This window comes from Streptomyces sp. NPDC026522, assembly GCF_055567555.1.
The window spans coordinates 549,032-566,803 of sequence record NZ_JBVHQF010000004.1; the positions used below are offsets into that span (position 1 = coordinate 549,032).

Below are 17,772 nucleotides of genomic sequence, written 5' to 3' on the forward strand. Positions count from 1 at the left end.
CACGTACGGCGCCCCGGACGCGGCGCGGGCGGGCTCGCCCGGCCAGAACACCCCCCGCGCGGGGGCGGCCAGCCGCTACGACGACCCCGGCCCGGACACCGTCGGCTCTCCGGAGGCGGCCCGGGGAGCCTCGGGTGGTCAGAGCGGCCCCCACGCGGAGGCGACCGGCCGCTACGACGAACCCGGCGCGGGCGGTTACGGCACTCCGGGCGCGGCCGACGCGGGGGCGTACGGGTGGGCGGGACGGGGTGGCCCGCAGGGGCAGATCCCCCACCCCGCCCCTTCCCGAAACGGGGGCTCCGCCCCCGACCCCGCTCAGGGGCTCCGCCGCGGCACCCCGTCCGCCGGCTCCCCCGGCGGAGCGTGGCCGCACTCCGGCGCCTCCGGCACGGCATGGCCCGCCGGCCAGGGCGCCGAAGGCGCGGCCCAGGCCGCCCCCGGGGGGCCGGGCACCTCCGGCGCACCGCGCGCTTCCGCCGACGGCCACCCCGGCGCCCCCGTTGCGGGCCGGCCCGCCCACGGTCCCAACGAGCCGGGCACCCCCGGCGCACCGCGCGCTTCCGCGGGAAGGCACGCCCCGGAGGGGCCGGGAAGCCGGCCCGGCGGGGCCCACGGTGCCCCGACGCCGTACCCCGCGCACAGCCGGGACGGCGCAACCGCCCACCCCGCCCCGGACCGGCCCGGAACCCAGTCGGGCGGCACCCCGCGACACGACGCCCACGGCACCCCCGGTACCGGCTCAGGCGACCCCGAAACCCGGGGCCAAGGCGGCGCAACCGCCTACCCGGCATCGGGCGGCGCCGGGCGGCATGACGCCCACGGCACCCCCGGTACCGCCTCGTCGGCCCACGCCCCGCAGGGGCCGGGAAGCCGCCCCGCCGGGGCCCACGGCGGCCCGGCGCCGCACCCCGCGCACAGCCGCGACGGCGCAACCCCCCACCCCGCCCCGGACCGGCCCGGAACCCAGTCGGGCGGCACCCCGCGACACGACGCCCACGCCACCCCCGGTACCGGCTCGGGCAGGCCCGGAGCCCAGGGTCAAGCCGGCCCTACCCCCTACCCCGCCCCGGACCGGCCGGGAACCCAGTACGGCGGCGCCCCGCGCCACGACGCCCACGCCACCCCCGGTACCGGCTGGTCGGCCCACGCCCCGGAGGGGCCGGGAAGCCGGCCCGCCGGGGCCCACGGCGGCCCGGCGGCGAACCCCGCGCACAGCCGGGACGGCGCAGCGGCCCACCCGGCGCCGGACCGGCCCGGAACCCAGTACGGCGGCGCAGCCGCCCACGCTGCACCCGACGGCCCGGGGATGGTCGGGGGGGCGCCGAGGGTGGGGGCGCCGGCCGCCGTGTGGCCCACCGCCGGGGGGTCCGTCGTGCCCGCCGGAGCGGGGCGGCGGCGCTCGATCGGGGCCTGGGCGCGCAAGTGGGTGCGCGGCGAGGACATCGCCGAGCCCGCCGTCGAGGCGGAGGCCGAGGCCCCGGCCGCCGTGCCGCCCGCCGCCGACGACCCCGCCGCGCTGCTGCTCGCCGCCCTCGGCCCGACCGGCCGGCTCTGGTCCCGCCCGCCCGGCGCCCTCGACGTCGGCCTCGGCGCCGGCAGCCGCGTCGACCTGCGCGAAGCCGGCGCGCTCGGCATCGCCGGCCCGCGCGCCCGCCGCACCGGCGTCGCCCGGTCCGTGATCACCCAGCTCGCCGCCCTGCACTCCCCCGCCCGGCTGGAGATCGTGCTGCTCGCGATGGACGGCACCACGGACTGGACCTGGCTCGGCTGGCTCCCGCACGTCCGCCCCGCCCACGGCCAGCACTGCCGTCTCCTGCTCGCCCACGACCGCGAACAGGCCGCCGCCCGCACCGGCGAGCTGACCCGGCGCCTCGACGACAGCCCCCTCGGCACCGGCTGGGCCACCGCCCAGCCCGACGCCGTCCGCCGGGCCGCGGCCGCGTACGAGGGCCCGTACACCCTCGTCGTCCTCGACGGCGATCCCGGCACCGGCCACCTGCGCGAGGTCACGGCCCGGCTGGCCTCGCACGGGCCCGCCGCCGGCATCCACCTCCTCGCGCTCGCCGAGGCCCCGGCCGCCACGCCCGCCAGCCCTCTCGCCGAGACGTACGAGGCCGCCTGCGCGAGCACCCCCGCCTTCCGGGCCTGCGGCGCGGTCGCCGTGCTCAGCGGCGAGGTCGCCACCGCCGTACGGACCTTCCCGGTCAGCGGCGGCCAGCCGGTCCGCCCCGGCGAGACCGCCGTCGCCGACGCCGTCTCCGCCGCCTGGGCGGAGCGGTTCGCCCGCGCGCTGGCCCCGCTGCGCGCCGAGCCGGTAGCCGCGGGCGGCTACCGGCCGGCCGCCGCCAGCCTGCCCCAGACCTCCCGGCTGCTCGACGAGCTCGGCCTGGCCCGGGCCACCCCGGCCTCCCTGATGGCCCGCTGGGCGGCCGGTACCGGGCCGGGGCAGACCGTCGGCGGGCTCGCCGAGGTGGTGCTCGGCGCCGGCCGGCGCGGCCCCGTCGGCGTGGAGCTGGTCCACGACGGCCCGCACCTGCTCATCGAGGGCCCGCCGGGCAGCGGCCGGACGGAGCTGCTGCGGTCCGTCGCCGCCTCCCTGTGCGCCGCGGCCCGCCCCGACCGGCTCGGCCTGCTGCTGATCGACGGGGCCGGCGGCGAACGCGGCGAGGGGCTGCTGCCCTGCACCGAGCTGCCGCACGTCTCGGCGCACCTGGTCGCCTCCGACCCGCTGCGCATGCGGGAGTTCGCCCAGGCCCTGGGCGCCGAACTCAAGCGCCGGCACGAGCTGCTGGACGGGGTGACGTTCGCCGACTGGCACGCCCGGCGCGAGGTGTCGGACCTGATGGTCTCGCCCCGCCGGCCCGCCCCGGAAGAGGGCCGGAGCGCCGCCCGGGCCGCGGGGGCGATCGACGGCGAGGACTCCCAGCGCACCGGGACCCTGCGGCTGCGCGCCTCCGCCCCCCGTACCGCGGCCTCCGCCGGGCCCGGCCCGCTGCCGCGCCTGGTGGTCCTCGTGGACGACTTCGACGCGCTGGTCGCACCCGGCCTGGGCAGTACGGGCCGGCCGGCGGCCGGTTCCGTGGTGCGGATCCTGGAGGGCCTGGCCCGCGAGGGCGGCCGGCTCGGAGTGCACCTGGTGGCCACCAGCGCCCGTCCCGACCGCACCGCCGGGACGGAACCGGCCCGGCTGGCCTCCCTGCGGGTCGAACTGGACGCTCCCGACCAGCCCGGTCCCGGCCGCGGCCTGCTGCACCACGCCGACGGCCGGACGGTCCCCTTCCAGGGCGGCCGGGTCACCGGCCGGATCCCCCGGACCGCCACGTCGCGGCCGACCGTGGTCCCGGTGGAGTGGGAGCGGATGGGTGATCCACCGGCCCGCCGACCCGTCCGCGAGCTGGGCAACGGCCCGACGGACCTGGCGCTGCTGGCCAGCGCCCTGGACCGGGCCGCACACCTGGTCTCCGCGATACCTGTCCGGTTCCCGGCGGCCCCCTGAGTACGCCCCGCCCCGGACGTCACACCCCCACCCGGCCCCCTCAACCCCGTGACGCGGTATTGCGGGGGTGCGCCGCTCGGCGTAGACCTTGTGGCACGGAACACACCACGAGCACACCGGCATCGGGGGCAGAGCCATGCGCAGGGAGCACGGAACCGGCCACACGGAAGCCCGCAGGGGGCGCGAGGGGGGCCGCCGCAGGAGGGCGCACGCCTGGGCGGCCCTGCTGGCGACGGGCACGCTCGCACTCACCGCGTGCGGCGGCGGCGACAAGGCGGACCCCCCGGCGGGCGCCGGGCCCTCCACCAGCCCGCGGGTGGCGTTACCGCAGCTGACCGGCGAGAAGCTGGAGGTCGCGGCGGTCTGGACGGGCCCGGAGCAGGCCAACTTCACGAAGGTCCTCAAGGAGTTCGAGAAGCGCACGGGCGCCACCGTCACCTTCGTGCCCGCCCAGGACCCGATCGTCACCTTCCTGGGTACGAAGATCGCGGGCGGCCAGCCGCCGGACGTGGCGCTGCTCCCGCAGGTCGGGGCGCTGGTCTCGGCGGTGCAGAACAAGTGGGCGCAGCCGGTGGGTCCGGAGGCCAAGGCCGAGCTGGAGAAGAACTACTCGCAGGGCTGGAAGACCCTGGGCGCGGTCGACGGCACCCAGTACGGCGTGTACTACAAGGCGGCCAACAAGTCGCTGGTCTGGTACAACGCGAAGGCCTTCGAGGCGGCGGGCGTGCAGCCGCCGAAGACCTGGAAGGACCTGATCGCGGCGGCGGACACGCTCTCCGCGTCCGGCACCCCGGCGGTGTCGGTGGCCGGTGCGGACGGCTGGACGCTGACGGACTGGTTCGAGAACGTCTACCTGTCCCAGGCGGGGCCGGAGAAGTACGACAAGCTGGCGAAGCACGAGATCAAGTGGACGGACGACAGCGTCAAGCAGGCGCTGACGACGCTCGCCGAGCTGTTCGGCCGCAAGGACTACCTGGCGGGCGGGCAGAGCGGCGCCCTGGCGACGGAGTTCCCGAAGTCGGTGACGCAGACGTTCACCGGTGGTGACCGGCCGGCGGCCGCGATGGTCTTCGAGGGTGACTTCGTGGCGGTGAACATCGCCCAGACGCAGGCGAAGGTCGGCGAGGACGCGCTCGTCTTCCCGTTCCCGGCGGTCGGCGGCGGCAAGGCCCCCGTGGTCTCCGGCGGTGACGTGGCGGTCGCCCTCAAGCCGTCCAAGGGCGCGCAGGCGCTGCTGACCTTCCTGGCTTCGGCGGACGCGGCGGAGATCCAGGCCCGCGAGGGCGGTTTCATCTCGCCGAACAAGTCGGTGGACCCGGCCGCGTACCCGAACGACATCCAGCGCGGCATCGCGAAGGCGCTGATCGCGGCGGGCGACGACTTCCGCTTCGACATGTCGGACCAGGCTCCGGCGGCCTTCGGCGGTACGCCGGGCGCCGGTGAGTGGAAGGACCTCCAGGACTTCCTGGCGAACCCGTCGGACGTGACGGGCACCCAGGCGAAACTGGAGGCGGACGCGGCCAAGGCGTTCGGGAACTGACCCGGTGGCGGCCCCCGACGTCTCACGGGCGGGGGAGGTCAGGCGCCGCCGCCTCATAGCGGCGGCGTTCCTGCTCCCCGCGCTGGTCCTGCTGGGTGCGCTCGTGGTGCACCCCATCGGCTATTCGCTGTACCGCAGCTTCTTCGACCGCTCGGGCGACACGTTCGCGGGCGGCGACAACTACGTGGAGATCCTGCGGGACGACACCATCCGTACCGCGCTGAGGAACACGGCGCTCTGGGTGGTGCTGGCCCCGACCACCGCCACCGCGCTCGGGCTGATCTTCGCGGTGCTCACCGAACGGGTGCGCTGGGGGACGGCGTTCAAGCTGCTGGTGTTCATGCCGATGGCGATCTCGATGCTGGCGGCGGGCATCATCTTCCGGCTCGTCTACGACCAGGACCCCCACCGCGGCGTCGCGAACGCCGTGGCGGTCGGGGTGCACGACACCTTCGCCCCGTCCTCGGCGTTCCCGAAGGCGCGCCCGGGCCGGGACTCCCCGCTGGAGGCGGCCGCGGGCGGCGCGTTCGAGACCCGTGATCCGGTACGGGCGGGCGCGCCCGTGCTGGTGCCGCTGGTCGGCGTGGCCCCGGGCGCGCTGCCCAAGGGGTCCCGTACGGCCAAGGCCCCCGCCGCCGAGCCCGGCAAGGTCACCGGCACGGTCTGGCAGGACTTCACCCGGGGCGGCGGCGGCCGGACGAACACGGTCGACCCCACGGAGCCGGCCCTGGCGGGGATGCGGATCGAGGCGGTCAAGGACGGCCGGGTGGTGGAGACGGCGGCGGCCCGCTCCGACGGCACCTTCACCTTGTCCGCGAAGGCCGACGGGGCGCGGCTGCGGCTGCCCGCGTCGAACTTCCGCGAGCCGTACGCGGGCGTGGCGTGGCTCGGTCCGACGCTGGTGACCCCTGCGGTGATCGGGGCGTACGTGTGGATGTGGGCCGGGTTCGCGATGGTGCTGATCGGGGCGGGGCTGGCCGCCGTACCGCGCGAGCTGCTGGAGGCGGCGCGGGTGGACGGGGCGAACGAGTGGCAGGTGTTCCGCCGGATCACCGTGCCGCTGCTGGCGCCCGTGCTGGCGGTCGTCCTGGTCACCCTCGTCATCAACGTGATGAAGATCTTCGACCTGGTGTTCGTGATCGCGCCGGGCGCGGTGCAGGACGACGCGAACGTGCTCGCGCTCCAGCTGTACCGCACGTCCTTCGGTACGGACGCCGACCAGGGGCTGGGCAGCGCGATCGCCGTGCTGCTGCTGGTACTGGTGGTGCCGGTCATGCTGTACAACATCCGCCGGATGCGCCGGGAGGCCCGCCGATGAGCGCCGCACCGTGGTCCCGGTCGTCCAAGGGCGTGGCGGCCCGGGTGGCCGGCGGAGCCCTCCGGGTCTTCCTGGTCCTCGCGGGCCTGTTCTGGCTGCTGCCGACGCTGGGCCTGCTGATCTCGTCGTTCCTCTCGTCCACCGACCTGAACGACGGCGGCTGGTGGCAGGTGCTGAGCGCGCCGTCCCGGCTGACCGCCGACAACTACGCGCACCTGCTGTCCAACGAGACGATCACCGGATCGCTGCTGAGCACGGTCGCGATCACCGTCCCGGCGACCGTGCTCGTCGTCACGCTGGGCGCGCTGGCCGGGTACGCGTTCGCCTGGCTGGAGTTCCCCGGCCGGGACTGGCTGTTCCTGATCGTCGTGGGGCTGCTGGTGGTCCCCGTGCAGGTGGCGCTGATCCCGGTGTCGAAACTGTTCGGCGCCATCGGGCTGTTCGAGACGACGGCCGGGGTGGTGCTGTTCCACACCGCCTTCGGGCTGCCGTTCGCGGTGTTCCTGCTGCGGAACTTCTTCGCGGAGATCCCGCGCGAGCTGCTGGAGGCGGCCCGGCTGGACGGTGCGGGCGAACTGCGGCTGTTCGCCCGGGTGGTGCTGCCGCTGGGCGGTCCGGCGATCGCCTCGCTGGCCATCTTCCAGTTCCTGTGGGTGTGGAACGACATGCTGGTGGCGCTGGTGTTCGCGGACTCCACGCATCCGCCGATCACCGTCGCGCTCCAGCAGCAGGTACGGCAGTTCGGCAACAACATCGACGTGCTCGCGCCGGGCGCGTTCCTTTCGATGGTGGTGCCGCTGGTCGTCTTCTTCGCCTTCCAGCGGCAGTTCGTGTCGGGGGTGACGGCCGGAGCGATCAAGTAGCCCGCCGCCGAAGACCGTGATCATGTGGTTGACGTGCACCGTTGACGCTGGGTAACTCGAATGCGCACAGGTGCGTAACCCGGTCGGCACACCGGGGGTTGCTGGGCCATATGCCCGGCGCCGACCCCTGGATGTGCCGTGCCCCGGTTCAGCGTCATCGTGCCCGCGACCACCTGACGTACGCGGGTGCGGGCCCCGAGCCCGACGGCCACCCGCGGCTGGTGGACGTCAGCGGCCATCCGTCCGTGGAGGAGCTCTGCCTCGCCTCGGACGCGTTGGTGACGGACTACTCGTCGCTGATGTTCGACTACGCGGTCCTGGACCGGCCGATCGTGATCCACGCGGCGGACTGGGAGGCCTACCAGGCGGCCCGCGGCCCGTACTTCGACGTGCGCGACGCTCCGCCGGGCGCGCTCGCCCGGACCGAGGACGAGCTGGTGGACATCTTCGCCACCGGGCACTGGCAGGGCTCGCGCTCGGCGCAGCTGCGCGCCGCGTTCCGCTCCCGCTTCTGTACGTTCGACGACGGCCACGCGGCCGAGCGGGTCGTGCGCCGGGTCTTCCTGGGGCAGTCCGCCCCGCTGCCGGCCGTGGTGCCGCCGGCGGACCGCCGGCCCGCGGCCGCGGCCGCTTCGTCGCCGTCGCCGTCCCCGCAGCTCACCCTGAGCCCGGCCCTCTGGCCGTAGCTGATCAACCTGAGGCCGGCCCTCTGGCCGTACCCCCTCAGCCCGCGGCGGCCTTCAGGCCCGCCACCACCGACCGGGCCAGTTCGTCCAGGTACCCGGCCGGGACCTCGTCGCGGACCACGACCTGGCGCCAGTACAGCGGGCCGATCGCCAGGTCCAGCGCCCGGCCCGGGTCCGTGCCCGGCGCCAGCTCGCCGCGGGCGACGGCCTCGGAGACGATCCCCTCCGCCATGCCCCGCTCGCCCGCGAGCAGCGCGCCGCGCACCGCGTCGGCGATCTCGGGCTGGCGCGCCGCCTCCACGAGCAGGTCGGGGATGACCGCCGACGCCACGGGGTGGCGCAGCACGTGGGACATGACCTCCAGCAGGGCCCGGACGTCCCCGTACAGCGAGCCCGTCGCCGGTACCGGGAGCCCGTCGGCCGCGAAGGCGCCGACCAGGTCCAGTACGAGGTGCAGCTTCGACTTCCAGCGCCGGTAGACGGCCGTCTTGCCGACGCCCGCCCGCCGCGCGATGCCCTCGATCGACATCCGGGCGAAACCGACCGTCGCGAGCTCCTCCAGGACCGCCGCCCGGATCGCCCGGGTCACGTCCTCGCGCAGGACGGCGGCGCCGGCGGGGGCGCGGCGGGCGGGCGACGGTTCGACGGCGGGCTCGGAGACGGGGGCGGCGGGCTCGGAGGTCATGGCACAGAGCATAACGGCGCAGGGCGACACCGGGCCGTCACGACGATACGGTTGCGTCTCAACGCCAGGGGACCTACCCTCAGCGTCACGACGATACGTAACCGTTCCGTCCGACGTCCGACGTGTCTCCCCGTCGAAAGCGACCCCGTGACCGTGACCGTGCCCCCCGTGACCGCACCGCCGCCCCAGACAACGGCAGGCGGGACCGCGGAACCGATGACACCGCAAGAGCTGGCGGCCGCCCACGGCCTGACCCTCAGCGGCGCCCGCCCCAGCCTCCCCCGCTACGTGGCACAGCTCTGGGAGCGCCGCCACTTCGTGACGGCGTACGCCACCGCCCGCATGCAGGCCACGTACAGCACGGCCCGCCTCGGCCAGGTGTGGCACCTGGCCACCCCGCTGCTGAACGCGGCCGTCTACTACTTCATCTTCGGCGTGATCATGAACGCCGGACACCAGGTCGCGGACTACATCCCCTTCCTCATCACCGGCGTGTTCGTGTGGGACTTCATCGGAAGCTCCATCAACACCGGCACCCGCGCCGTCCACAGCAACCTCGGCCTGGTCCGCGCCCTGCACTTCCCGCGCGCGGCGCTGCCCCTGTCCACGGTCATCCAGCTGTTCCAGCAGCTGCTCGTGACCATGGGCGCCCTGGTCATCCTGCTGCTGGCCCTGGGGCAGACACCGGGCCCGTCCTGGCTCCTCGCGGCCCCGGCACTGCTGCTGTGCGCCGTGTTCTGCGCCGGCTGCGCCCTGGTCATGGCGCGCATCGGCAGCAAGAACCCGGACGTCAGCCAGCTGATGCCGTTCATCCTGCGCACCTGGATGTACTCCTCGGGCGTGATGTGGTCCATCGAGCAGACGCTCAAGTCGGACCACCTGCCGCACTGGGTGACGACGGCCCTCCAGCTCAACCCGGCGGCCGTCTACATCGACCTGATGCGCTTCGCACTGATCGACAGCTTCAAGGCGGGCTCGCTCCCGCCCCACGTGTGGCCGATCGCCATCGGCTGGGCCCTGATCGCGGGCCTCGGCGGCTTCGTCTTCTTCTGGAAGGCAGAAGAGGAGTACGGACGTGGCTGACACCGCCATCCCCACCGTCATCGCGGACGACGTCCACGTCATCTACAAGGTGTACGGCACCGGCACCCGCAAGGGCGGCGCGACCGCCGCACTGAGCCGGATCATCTCCCGCAAGCCCGCCCCCGGCGTCCGCGAGGTGCACGCCGTCAAGGGCGTCAGCTTCACCGCGTACAAGGGCGAGGCCATCGGTCTCATCGGCTCCAACGGCTCGGGCAAGTCCACCCTGCTCGCGGCGATCGCCGGCCTCCAGCCCGTGGCCCGCGGCCGCGTCTACTCGCACGGCCAGCCGTCGCTCCTCGGCGTCAACGCCGCCCTGATGAACGACTTGACGGGCGAGCGCAACGTCATACTCGGCGGCCTCGCGATGGGCATGTCCAAGCAGCAGATCCACGAGCGCTACCAGGACATCGTCGACTTCTCCGGCATCAACGAGAAGGGCGACTTCATCTCCCTGCCCATGCGCACCTACTCCTCCGGCATGGGCGCCCGGCTGCGCTTCTCCATCGCCGCGGCCAAGGACCACGACGTCCTGATGATCGACGAGGCCCTGGCCACCGGCGACGCCGCGTTCCAGCGGCGCAGCCAGGACCGCATCGCGGAACTGCGCAAGAGCGCCGGCACCGTCTTCCTCGTCAGCCACTCCATCGGCACCGTCCGCGAGACCTGCGACCGGGCGATCTGGCTGGAGTCGGGGGTGCTGCGCATGGACGGCCCCGCCGAAGAGGTCTGCGACGCCTACGAGGCCTTCACCCGCTCCGGCTGAGACCCCGGAACAGCGGGCGGCCCCGGGACCTTCCGGTCCCGGGGCCGCCCGCTTCACCGTTCGGCGAAGCGCACCGCTCAGCCGTGTCAGCCGTGCGAGCGCAGCAGCGAACGCATCGTCCGCATCGCGACGGACAGGTTCGCCAGGTCGAAGTCGTCCGACCCGCGGATCTCGTCCAGGGTCGTCCGCGCCCGGCCGATGATCGCGCCGTTCCGCTCCTCCCACGCCTTGAAGCGCTCCTCGGGAGTCGCGTCCGCCTCCCCGGCCGCCAGCACGTCGGCGGTCAGCGCCGCGTGCGCCGCGAACAGGTCCTCGCGGATGGAGGCGCGGGCCATGGACTGCCAGCGGTCGGCCCGCGGCAGCTCGATGATCCGGTCCATCAGCTGGGTGATGTCGAGGCGGTCGGCGAGGTCGTAGTAGACCTCGGCGACGTCCAGCGGGCCCAGGCCCGTGCGGTCGGCGATCGCGACGATGTCCAGCGTCGGGAACGCGGACGAGAAGCCGGCCACCTTGGCCGCCAGCTCCTGCGGCACGCCCTCGCCGGTCAGCTCGTCCATGATCGACTGGTACCACTCCAGGTCGGCGCCGCGCACCAGCTTGGGCAGCTCGGCCCAGACCAGGCCCACCCGGTCCGCGAAGAGCTCGATGGTCCCGGTGATCTCCAGCGGCTGCGGCCGGTTGTTGAGCAGCCACCGGGTACCGCGCTCGACCAGCCGGCGCGAGTGCAGCCGCACCCGGGTCTGGACACTGGCCGCGACCTCGTTGTCCAGCGCCTCGACCTCGTCCCAGACCTCGGCCAGGCCGAAGATCTCGCGGGCCGCGAGCTGCGCCCGGACGATCTCCTCCGTGGAGGCCCCGGTCTCCTCGCGCAGGCGGTGCAGGAACGTCGAACCGCCGGTGTTGACGGTGTCGTTGACCAGGAGGGTGGTGATGATCTCCCGGCGCAGCGCGTGCGCGTCGATCTGCTCGCCGAACTTCTCGCGCAGCGGGGCCGGGAAGTAGGCGTGCAGCAGGCGGCGCAGGTACGGGTCGTCCGGCAGCGCGGTGTGGATCAGCTCGTCCGCCACCGTGATCTTGGTGTAGGCGAACAGGACGGCCAGCTCCGGCTGGGTCAGGCCCTTGCCGTTGTTGAGCAGCTCGCGGATCTGCCGGTCGTTGGGCAGGAACTCCAGCGCGCGGTCCAGCAGCCCGTCCCGGCCCAGGCGGCGCATGAAGCGCTGCTGGGCGTGGAGCAGGCTGGGCGCCTGGGCGACGGCGTTGGCCAGGGCCACGTTCTGCGCGTAGTTGTTGCGCAGCACCAGCCCGCCGACCTCGTCGGTCATCTCGGCGAGCAGCGCGTTGCGCTGCTTGACGGTCATGTCGCCGTCCGCGACCACCGAGTTGAGCAGGATCTTGATGTTCACCTCGTGGTCGGAGGTGTCCACGCCGGCGCTGTTGTCGATGGCGTCGGTGTTGACCTTGCCGCCCTCGCCGCCGGCCCCGACCCGGGCGAACTCGATGCGGCCGAGCTGGGTCAGGCCCAGGTTGCCGCCCTCGCCGATGACCTTGGCGCGCACGTCGGCGCCGCTGACGCGGATGGCGTCGTTGGCCTTGTCGCCGACGTCGGCGTGCGTCTCGGCCGTCGCCTTGACGTACGTACCGATGCCGCCGTTCCACAGCAGGTCCACGGGGGCCTTGAGGATGGCCTGCATCAGCTCGGCCGGCGTCAGCTTCGAGACGCCCGCCTCGATGCCGAGGGCCTCGCGCATGTGCGCGTTGACCGGGATGGCCTTCGCCGTACGCGGGTGCACCCCGCCGCCCGCCGAGAGCAGCGCGGTGTCGTAGTCGGCCCACGAGGAACGCGGCAGCTCGAACAGGCGCCGGCGTTCGGCGTACGAGGTCGCCGCGTCCGGGTGCGGGTCGATGAAGATGTGCCGGTGGTCGAAGGCCGCGACCAGGCGGATGTGCTCGGAGAGCAGCATGCCGTTGCCGAAGACGTCACCCGACATGTCGCCGACGCCGACGACCGTGAAGTCCTCGGTCTGGGTGTCGTGGCCCAGCTCGCGGAAGTGCCGCTTCACCGACTCCCAGGCGCCGCGGGCGGTGATGCCCATGCCCTTGTGGTCGTAGCCCGCGCTGCCGCCCGAGGCGAAGGCGTCGCCCAGCCAGAAGCCGTAGGACTCCGCGACGCCGTTGGCGATGTCGGAGAAGGTCGCGGTGCCCTTGTCGGCGGCGACGACGAGGTAGGTGTCGTCCTCGTCGTGACGGACCACGCCCTTCGGCGGCACGACCTCACCGGCGACCATGTTGTCGGTGATGTCGAGCAGCGCCGAGATGAAGACCTTGTACGAGGCGATGCCCTCGGCGAGCCAGGCGTCGCGGTCCACCGACGGGTCCGGCAGGTTCTTCGCGACGAAGCCGCCCTTCGCGCCGACCGGCACGATCACGGTGTTCTTGACCATCTGCGCCTTGACCAGGCCGAGGACCTCCGTACGGAAGTCCTCACGCCGGTCGGACCAGCGCAGGCCGCCCCGGGCGACCTTGCCGAAGCGCAGGTGGACACCCTCGACGCGCGGGGAGTACACCCAGATCTCGAAGGCCGGGCGCGGCGCCGGCAGGTCCGGGATGGCCTGCGGGTCGAACTTCATCGACACGTACGCGTGCGGCTCGCCCGCGTCGTTCATCTGGAAGAAGTTGGTGCGCAGCGTCGCCTTGATGAGCGTCAGGAACGAGCGCAGGATGCGGTCCTCGTCCAGGGAGGCGACCTGGTCCAGCGCCCCGTCCAGCTCCTCCAGCATCGCGTCGACGAGCTCGGTGCCGGCGGTCTGCCGGGCCGGGGACATCCGCGCCTCGAAGAGCGAGACCAGCAGCCGGGTGGTGTGGACGTTGTTGCGGAGGGTGTCCTCCATGTAGTCCTGGCTGAAGGTGGAACCGGCCTGGCGCAGGTACTTGGCGTACGCGCGCAGCACCACGGCCTGCCGCCAGGTGAGCCCGGCGCTCAGCACCAGGGTGTTGAAGTTGTCGTTCTCCGCCTCCCCCTGCCAGACCGCCGCGAAGGCGTCCTGGAAGCGCTCGCGGGCGTCGTCGCCGAGGTGGCTTTCGCCGTTGCCCGACGACAGCGGCATCCGCAGGCCGAAGTCGTAGATCCACGCGTGGGTGCGGTCGCTGCACCGCAGCTCGTACGGCCGCTCGTCGGTGACCTCCACGCCCAGGCGCTGGAGCACCGGCAGCACGGCGGACAGGGACACCTGCTCGCCCTGCCGGTAGATCTTGAAGCGGCGCTCGCCGGGGCCCGCGCCGACCGGCTCGTACAGGGAGAGGTCGAACTCCCGGCCGCTCTCGGACAGCCGCTCCAGGCGGACCAGGTCGGCCACGGCGGCGCGCGGCGAGTGGTCGGCCTTGTAGCCCTCGGGGAAGGAGTTGCCGTAGCGGCGCAGCAGTTCGGCGGCGCGCTCCTCACCGGTCTCCGCGATCAGCGCCTCGCCGAAGCCGTCGGCCCAGGAGCGGGCGGCCTCCACCAGCCGGGCCTCGATGCGCTCGACGTCGGCGTCGGTCAGCGCGGGCAGCTCGGTGCCCTGCGGGACGCGGACGACGAAGTGGATGCGGGAGAGGATCGACTCGGTGTTCCAGGCGGTGAAGTCGACGCTGCTGCCGTTCAGCTCCTCCTGGAGGATCGAGATCAGGCGCAGCCGGACCCCGGTGGTGTACCGGTCGCGCGGCAGGTACACCAGCGCGGAGTAGTAGCGCCCGTACTCGTCCTGGCGCAGGTACAGCCGCAGCCGGCGGCGTTCCTGGAGGTACAGGACGGAGGTGACGATCTCGCGGAGCTTGTCGACCGGGGTCTGGAACAGCTCGTCGCGCGGGTAGGTCTCCAGGATCTGCAGCAGGTCGCGGCCGTCGTGGCTGTTGGGCGAGAACCCGGCGCCTTCGAGCACCTCGGCGACCTTGCGGCGGATCACCGGCACCCGGCGCACCGACTCGGTGTACGCGGCGGAGGAGAACAGCCCGAGGAAGCGGCGCTCGCCGACGACGTTGCCCTCGGCGTCGAACTTCTTGACGCCGACGTAGTCCAGGTACGAGGGGCGGTGCACGGTGGCGCGGCTGTTGGCCTTGGTCAGTACCAGCAGCCGGTGCTCGCGGGCCTTGGCGCGCGCGTCGGCCGGCAGCCGGTTGAAGGACGGCGAGACGGGGTGCGCGTCCTCCTGGCCGTGGTGCAGCGGGTCGGAGCGCAGGATGCCCAGGCCGGTGCCGGGCACGGCGGTCAGCGCGTCGTCGTCGACCAGGTTGTACTCGCGGAAGCCGAGGAAGGTGAAGTGGTCGTCGGCGAGCCAGCGCAGCAGCTCGCGGGCCTCTTCCTGCTCGTACTCGCGCAGGTCGGGCGCCGTCGGCTCGCCGGGCAGCTCGTCCGCGATGCGCAGCGCCGCGTCGCGCATCTTCTCCCAGTCCTCGACGGCCTCACGGACGTCGGACAGGACGCGCTGGAGGTCGACGGTGATCTGCTTGAGGTCGCCGCGGTCGGTCTCGCGGTCGATCTCGACGTGGATCCAGGACTCGACCAGGGAGTCGTGGGGGCGCGCGGTCCGGGGGCCGTGGGCGTCGCAGTCCGGGCCGAGGATCTCGATGAGCTTGCCGGTCAGGTCGCGGCGGACGACGACCTGCGGGTGGATCACCACGTGGATCCCGCGGCCCTGGCGCGACAGCTCGTTGGTGACGCTGTCCACGAGGAACGGCATGTCGTCGGTGACGACCTCGACGACCGAGTGGCTGGAGGTCCAGCCGTTCTCCTCGACCGTGGGGGTGTGCACGCGCACGTTCGCCTTGCCCTGCGGGCGCTGCTCGGCCAGCCGGTAGTGGGAGAGCGCGGCCCCGAACACGTCGACCGGATCCCGGTCCAACAGGTCCTCGGGGGCGGTGTGCAGGTAGTAGCGCTGGAGGTAGGCGAGCGTCGCACCCGGGTCGGGGCGCTCCCCTTGTTCGGACCCAGTCGGAAGTAGCCCCCCGGCCGGGCTGTTCTCAGCTACCCGTGCCGCCCGCGCGAGCAGCTCGGCCTTTGCTTCGTCCAGCTTGGTCTGCATGTCCTCTGGCTCCTGTCGCGCGCCATTGCGTGACGTAGGTGAAGGAAGGAATGACATAGCACCGCGAGGCGGGGTTTCCGTTCGGGATCGACGCTATGTCGTCGAGAGAGGCGACCGGGAGGGAATCGGCCATGATCGGCGGCACGTCCCGGCAGCGGGGATCAGCGAAGGCCCGGGCACTGTCGTGCGCCGGGCGCGTGCCGGGGGCGTCAGGACCCCCGAGGGTTATCGCGCTGATCACGGGTACCAGGCTATCCCCCTTGACCCCCGACTCGTCACGAGCGGCTTCTGTACAAATCAGGGGGTGCATTTTTGCCGCTCTGGACAGCGACGGACGGCGGCGTACGTGCAGGACCCCCGCCCCCGCCCGGAACAAGGCGTTATCCGGCCAGTTCCCGGGCCGTGGCCACGGCCTCCGCCAGAGTGTCGACCACGGGCACACCGGCCGATTCCAGACTGCGGCGGCTGTGCGAACCACCCGTGTACAGGACCGCCCGCGCGCCCACATGGGCGGCGGCGAGCGCGTCGTCCAGGGCGTCACCTATCAGCACGCAGCGGGAGGCGGTCACCCCGGACGTCTCCAGGGCGGCCAGGTGGCGGACGAGGTGACCCGCCTTGGTGGTGTGCGAGGGACCGGTGCGCCCGTCGACGCGCAGGAAGTGCCGCTCTATGCCGAGGGTGCGCACCAGCGGCACCAGCTTCTCGTGGGGCGCGAGCGACAGCAGGGACTGGGTGGCCCCCGCGCCCTCCCAGTCCCGGAGCAGCTCCAGAGCGCCCGCGGCCAGCCCGACCGCGTCCGCGGCGGACCAGTAGTGCCGGTGGAAGGTCTCGTCCATGACGAGCCACTCCGCGTCCGTCGGCATCCGGCCCATCAGCCGCTCGTAGAACTTCGGCACCGGTACGACGTACAGCTCGCGGTACGTCTCCAGGGTGATCGGCGCGAACCCGAACTCGGCGAAGGAGGCGTTGGTGGCTGCCAGGACGGCGTCGACGTCGTGGAGCAGGGTCCCGTTCCAGTCCCAGACCAGGTGCGGATGAGGACGCGGGCTCACGGGAGCAGCCCCGGGATCTCCTGCACGCCGAACCACAGCAGCTCGTGGTCCTCGGCGCCGTCCACGACGAAGCGGGCGTCGTCGTCCCCGCGGTCGGCGGCCGCCACGGCGCCGGCAGCGGCCTCGACGTCGGCCAGTGCGTCATCGGCGTCGACGTGCACGGCGGCGGCCACGGTCAGCCGTACGGCGCCGGCCAGGCTGACCTGCCCGAGGGTGGCCTCGTCGACACCGGGGACGGCGGAGGCGGCCTTGTCCTCGACGTCGACCGCGACGACGACGCGCTTGCGCGGGGCGGCCGGGTCGGCGGCGAGCAGCCGCAGCGAGGCCTCGGCGGCCCGGCTGAGGGCGGCGTACTCCAGCTCCTCGATGTCGTCCGAGACGTACCATTCCCGCAGCCCGGGCGTGACCGCGTACGCATGCAGCGGCGCCGGGCCCAGCTCGCCGGCCTTGTACACCTCGGCGAGCCCGGGGAGGGTCAGGGGGACGTACACGCGCATGGCCGGCCGCTTTCGTTAGTCGGAAAACCCCCTCAGGATACGGCGGCCCTCGCCGTCCGCGTCCGACCGGGGGACGACTCCTGTCCCCCTTCGGGCGCGATCGGCCGACAGCGCCGCGTCCACCGGGCGCCGCCCCGCGCGGACCGCGCGGCCCCGGTCGGCGCGGGGCGGCACCCTGATAGGTGAACCGTCCGCACGGTCACGAACCGAAGCCACCTCGTTGCGGAGCGTGAGGAGGGGGCCGTACAAGTTGGCCCGTACCTAGTGACCGCCCGGTATCCACCCTGGACCCGGGCCCGGCCTTCCCGGGGACGACCGCCATGACCAGGACCAGGACCACCACCCGCCCACCGGGCCGCCGCGACCAGCAGGCCCCCGGCGCCCGGCGCCGCCCGCGCGGCCCGCACGACTGGTTCGCCGAACGCCTGCTGGCCGTCCTCAGCGGCCGCCGCCCGGTCCACTCGCTGCTGGGCCACACCGTGGGCCCCGCGTACGAGCAACTGGTCACCCTGGCCCCCGCGGACCCCCTCCGCGACCGCCTCACCCCGGTCCTGCGCCACTGCGGCCGCTTCCACCCGGGCCCCGGCGTCATCGAAGCCTTCGCCCGCATCGCGACGGGCGACCGCGTCTCGGCGATGGCCTTCCGCCTCGAACAGGGCCCCGACCTCCGCTGGCGCTGCGCGGCAGTAGAAATCCACGGCCCGCGCCTTTGATGCCGGCCAACCTTCGGCCCCG

Annotated in this window: 11 protein-coding genes and 1 pseudogene; 8 read left to right on the top strand and 4 right to left on the bottom strand. The window is 73.7% G+C overall.

The window, feature by feature from the left end:
* The first annotated feature begins 1,372 nt into the window (after positions 1–1,372).
* The 5 genes and pseudogenes from ACZ4M3_RS13925 to ACZ4M3_RS13945 all read left to right on the top strand — a co-directional run.
* Complete coding sequence (locus ACZ4M3_RS13925) at positions 1,373–3,496, top strand: FtsK/SpoIIIE domain-containing protein (protein WP_467732176.1); 2,124 nt, start codon at positions 1,373–1,375, stop codon at positions 3,494–3,496.
* 136 nt (positions 3,497–3,632) lie between these two features.
* Positions 3,633–5,036, top strand: coding sequence for an ABC transporter substrate-binding protein (locus tag ACZ4M3_RS13930; protein ID WP_467732178.1), 1,404 nt, complete (start codon positions 3,633–3,635; stop codon positions 5,034–5,036).
* A gap of 4 nt (positions 5,037–5,040) precedes the next feature.
* Complete coding sequence (locus ACZ4M3_RS13935; RefSeq protein ID WP_467732180.1) at positions 5,041–6,354, top strand: carbohydrate ABC transporter permease; 1,314 nt, start codon at positions 5,041–5,043, stop codon at positions 6,352–6,354.
* Entirely contained in the window at positions 6,351–7,217 is an 867-nt protein-coding gene (locus tag ACZ4M3_RS13940) for a carbohydrate ABC transporter permease (RefSeq protein ID WP_467732182.1), read from the top strand. The genes ACZ4M3_RS13935 and ACZ4M3_RS13940 overlap by 4 nt, the downstream gene beginning before the upstream one ends.
* Positions 7,218–7,414: 197 nt before the next feature.
* Positions 7,415–7,903 (top strand): annotated as a pseudogene (locus ACZ4M3_RS13945) (CDP-glycerol glycerophosphotransferase family protein); the annotation flags it as partial.
* A 37-nt stretch (positions 7,904–7,940) separates the two neighbouring features.
* Here ACZ4M3_RS13945 and ACZ4M3_RS13950 read toward each other — a convergent pair.
* Positions 7,941–8,588 carry a TetR/AcrR family transcriptional regulator gene (locus ACZ4M3_RS13950; RefSeq protein WP_467732184.1) on the bottom strand — a complete coding sequence of 216 codons (648 nt, stop codon included), beginning with the start codon at positions 8,586–8,588 and terminating at the stop codon, positions 7,941–7,943.
* A gap of 216 nt (positions 8,589–8,804) precedes the next feature.
* Here ACZ4M3_RS13950 and ACZ4M3_RS13955 point away from each other — a divergent pair, with 216 nt between their 5' ends.
* Complete coding sequence (locus ACZ4M3_RS13955) at positions 8,805–9,671, top strand: ABC transporter permease (RefSeq protein WP_467732186.1); 867 nt, start codon at positions 8,805–8,807, stop codon at positions 9,669–9,671.
* On the top strand, positions 9,664–10,434 hold the full coding sequence (locus ACZ4M3_RS13960) for an ABC transporter ATP-binding protein (RefSeq protein WP_453356689.1): 771 nt from the start codon (positions 9,664–9,666) through the stop codon (positions 10,432–10,434). Before ACZ4M3_RS13955 ends, ACZ4M3_RS13960 begins: the two co-directional genes overlap by 8 nt.
* Before the next feature lie 86 nt (positions 10,435–10,520).
* Here ACZ4M3_RS13960 and ACZ4M3_RS13965 read toward each other — a convergent pair whose 3' ends face one another.
* From ACZ4M3_RS13965 to ACZ4M3_RS13975, 3 genes are all read right to left on the bottom strand, one after another.
* Positions 10,521–15,488 (bottom strand): NAD-glutamate dehydrogenase, encoded by a 4,968-nt coding sequence (locus tag ACZ4M3_RS13965; protein ID WP_467732188.1) that lies wholly within the window; start codon positions 15,486–15,488, stop codon positions 10,521–10,523.
* A 380-nt stretch (positions 15,489–15,868) separates the two neighbouring features.
* Complete coding sequence (locus ACZ4M3_RS13970) at positions 15,869–16,540, bottom strand: HAD family hydrolase (RefSeq protein ID WP_467732190.1); 672 nt, start codon at positions 16,538–16,540, stop codon at positions 15,869–15,871.
* The gene (locus tag ACZ4M3_RS13975) at positions 16,537–17,037 is read right to left on the bottom strand and encodes a DUF6912 family protein (protein WP_467732192.1); all 501 of its coding nucleotides are present in this window, start codon (positions 17,035–17,037) and stop codon (positions 16,537–16,539) included. The genes ACZ4M3_RS13970 and ACZ4M3_RS13975 overlap by 4 nt, the downstream gene beginning before the upstream one ends.
* Before the next feature lie 320 nt (positions 17,038–17,357).
* Here ACZ4M3_RS13975 and ACZ4M3_RS13980 point away from each other — a divergent pair, with 320 nt between their 5' ends.
* Positions 17,358–17,750: an Rv3235 family protein gene (locus ACZ4M3_RS13980; protein ID WP_467732194.1), complete on the top strand. Its 393-nt coding sequence runs from the start codon at positions 17,358–17,360 to the stop codon at positions 17,748–17,750.
* Positions 17,751–17,772: the final 22 nt, after the last annotated feature.

Coding starts and splice junctions, on each gene's coding strand:
- ACZ4M3_RS13930 (WP_467732178.1), top strand. CDS start 3,633: ATGCGCAGGGAGCACGGAACCGGCCACACGGAAGCCCGCAGGGGGCGC.
- ACZ4M3_RS13940 (WP_467732182.1), top strand. CDS start 6,351: ATGAGCGCCGCACCGTGGTCCCGGTCGTCCAAGGGCGTGGCGGCCCGG.
- ACZ4M3_RS13950 (WP_467732184.1), bottom strand. CDS start 8,588: ATGACCTCCGAGCCCGCCGCCCCCGTCTCCGAGCCCGCCGTCGAACCG.
- ACZ4M3_RS13955 (WP_467732186.1), top strand. CDS start 8,805: ATGACACCGCAAGAGCTGGCGGCCGCCCACGGCCTGACCCTCAGCGGC.
- ACZ4M3_RS13965 (WP_467732188.1), bottom strand. CDS start 15,488: ATGCAGACCAAGCTGGACGAAGCAAAGGCCGAGCTGCTCGCGCGGGCG.
- ACZ4M3_RS13975 (WP_467732192.1), bottom strand. CDS start 17,037: ATGCGCGTGTACGTCCCCCTGACCCTCCCCGGGCTCGCCGAGGTGTAC.
- ACZ4M3_RS13980 (WP_467732194.1), top strand. CDS start 17,358: ATGACCAGGACCAGGACCACCACCCGCCCACCGGGCCGCCGCGACCAG.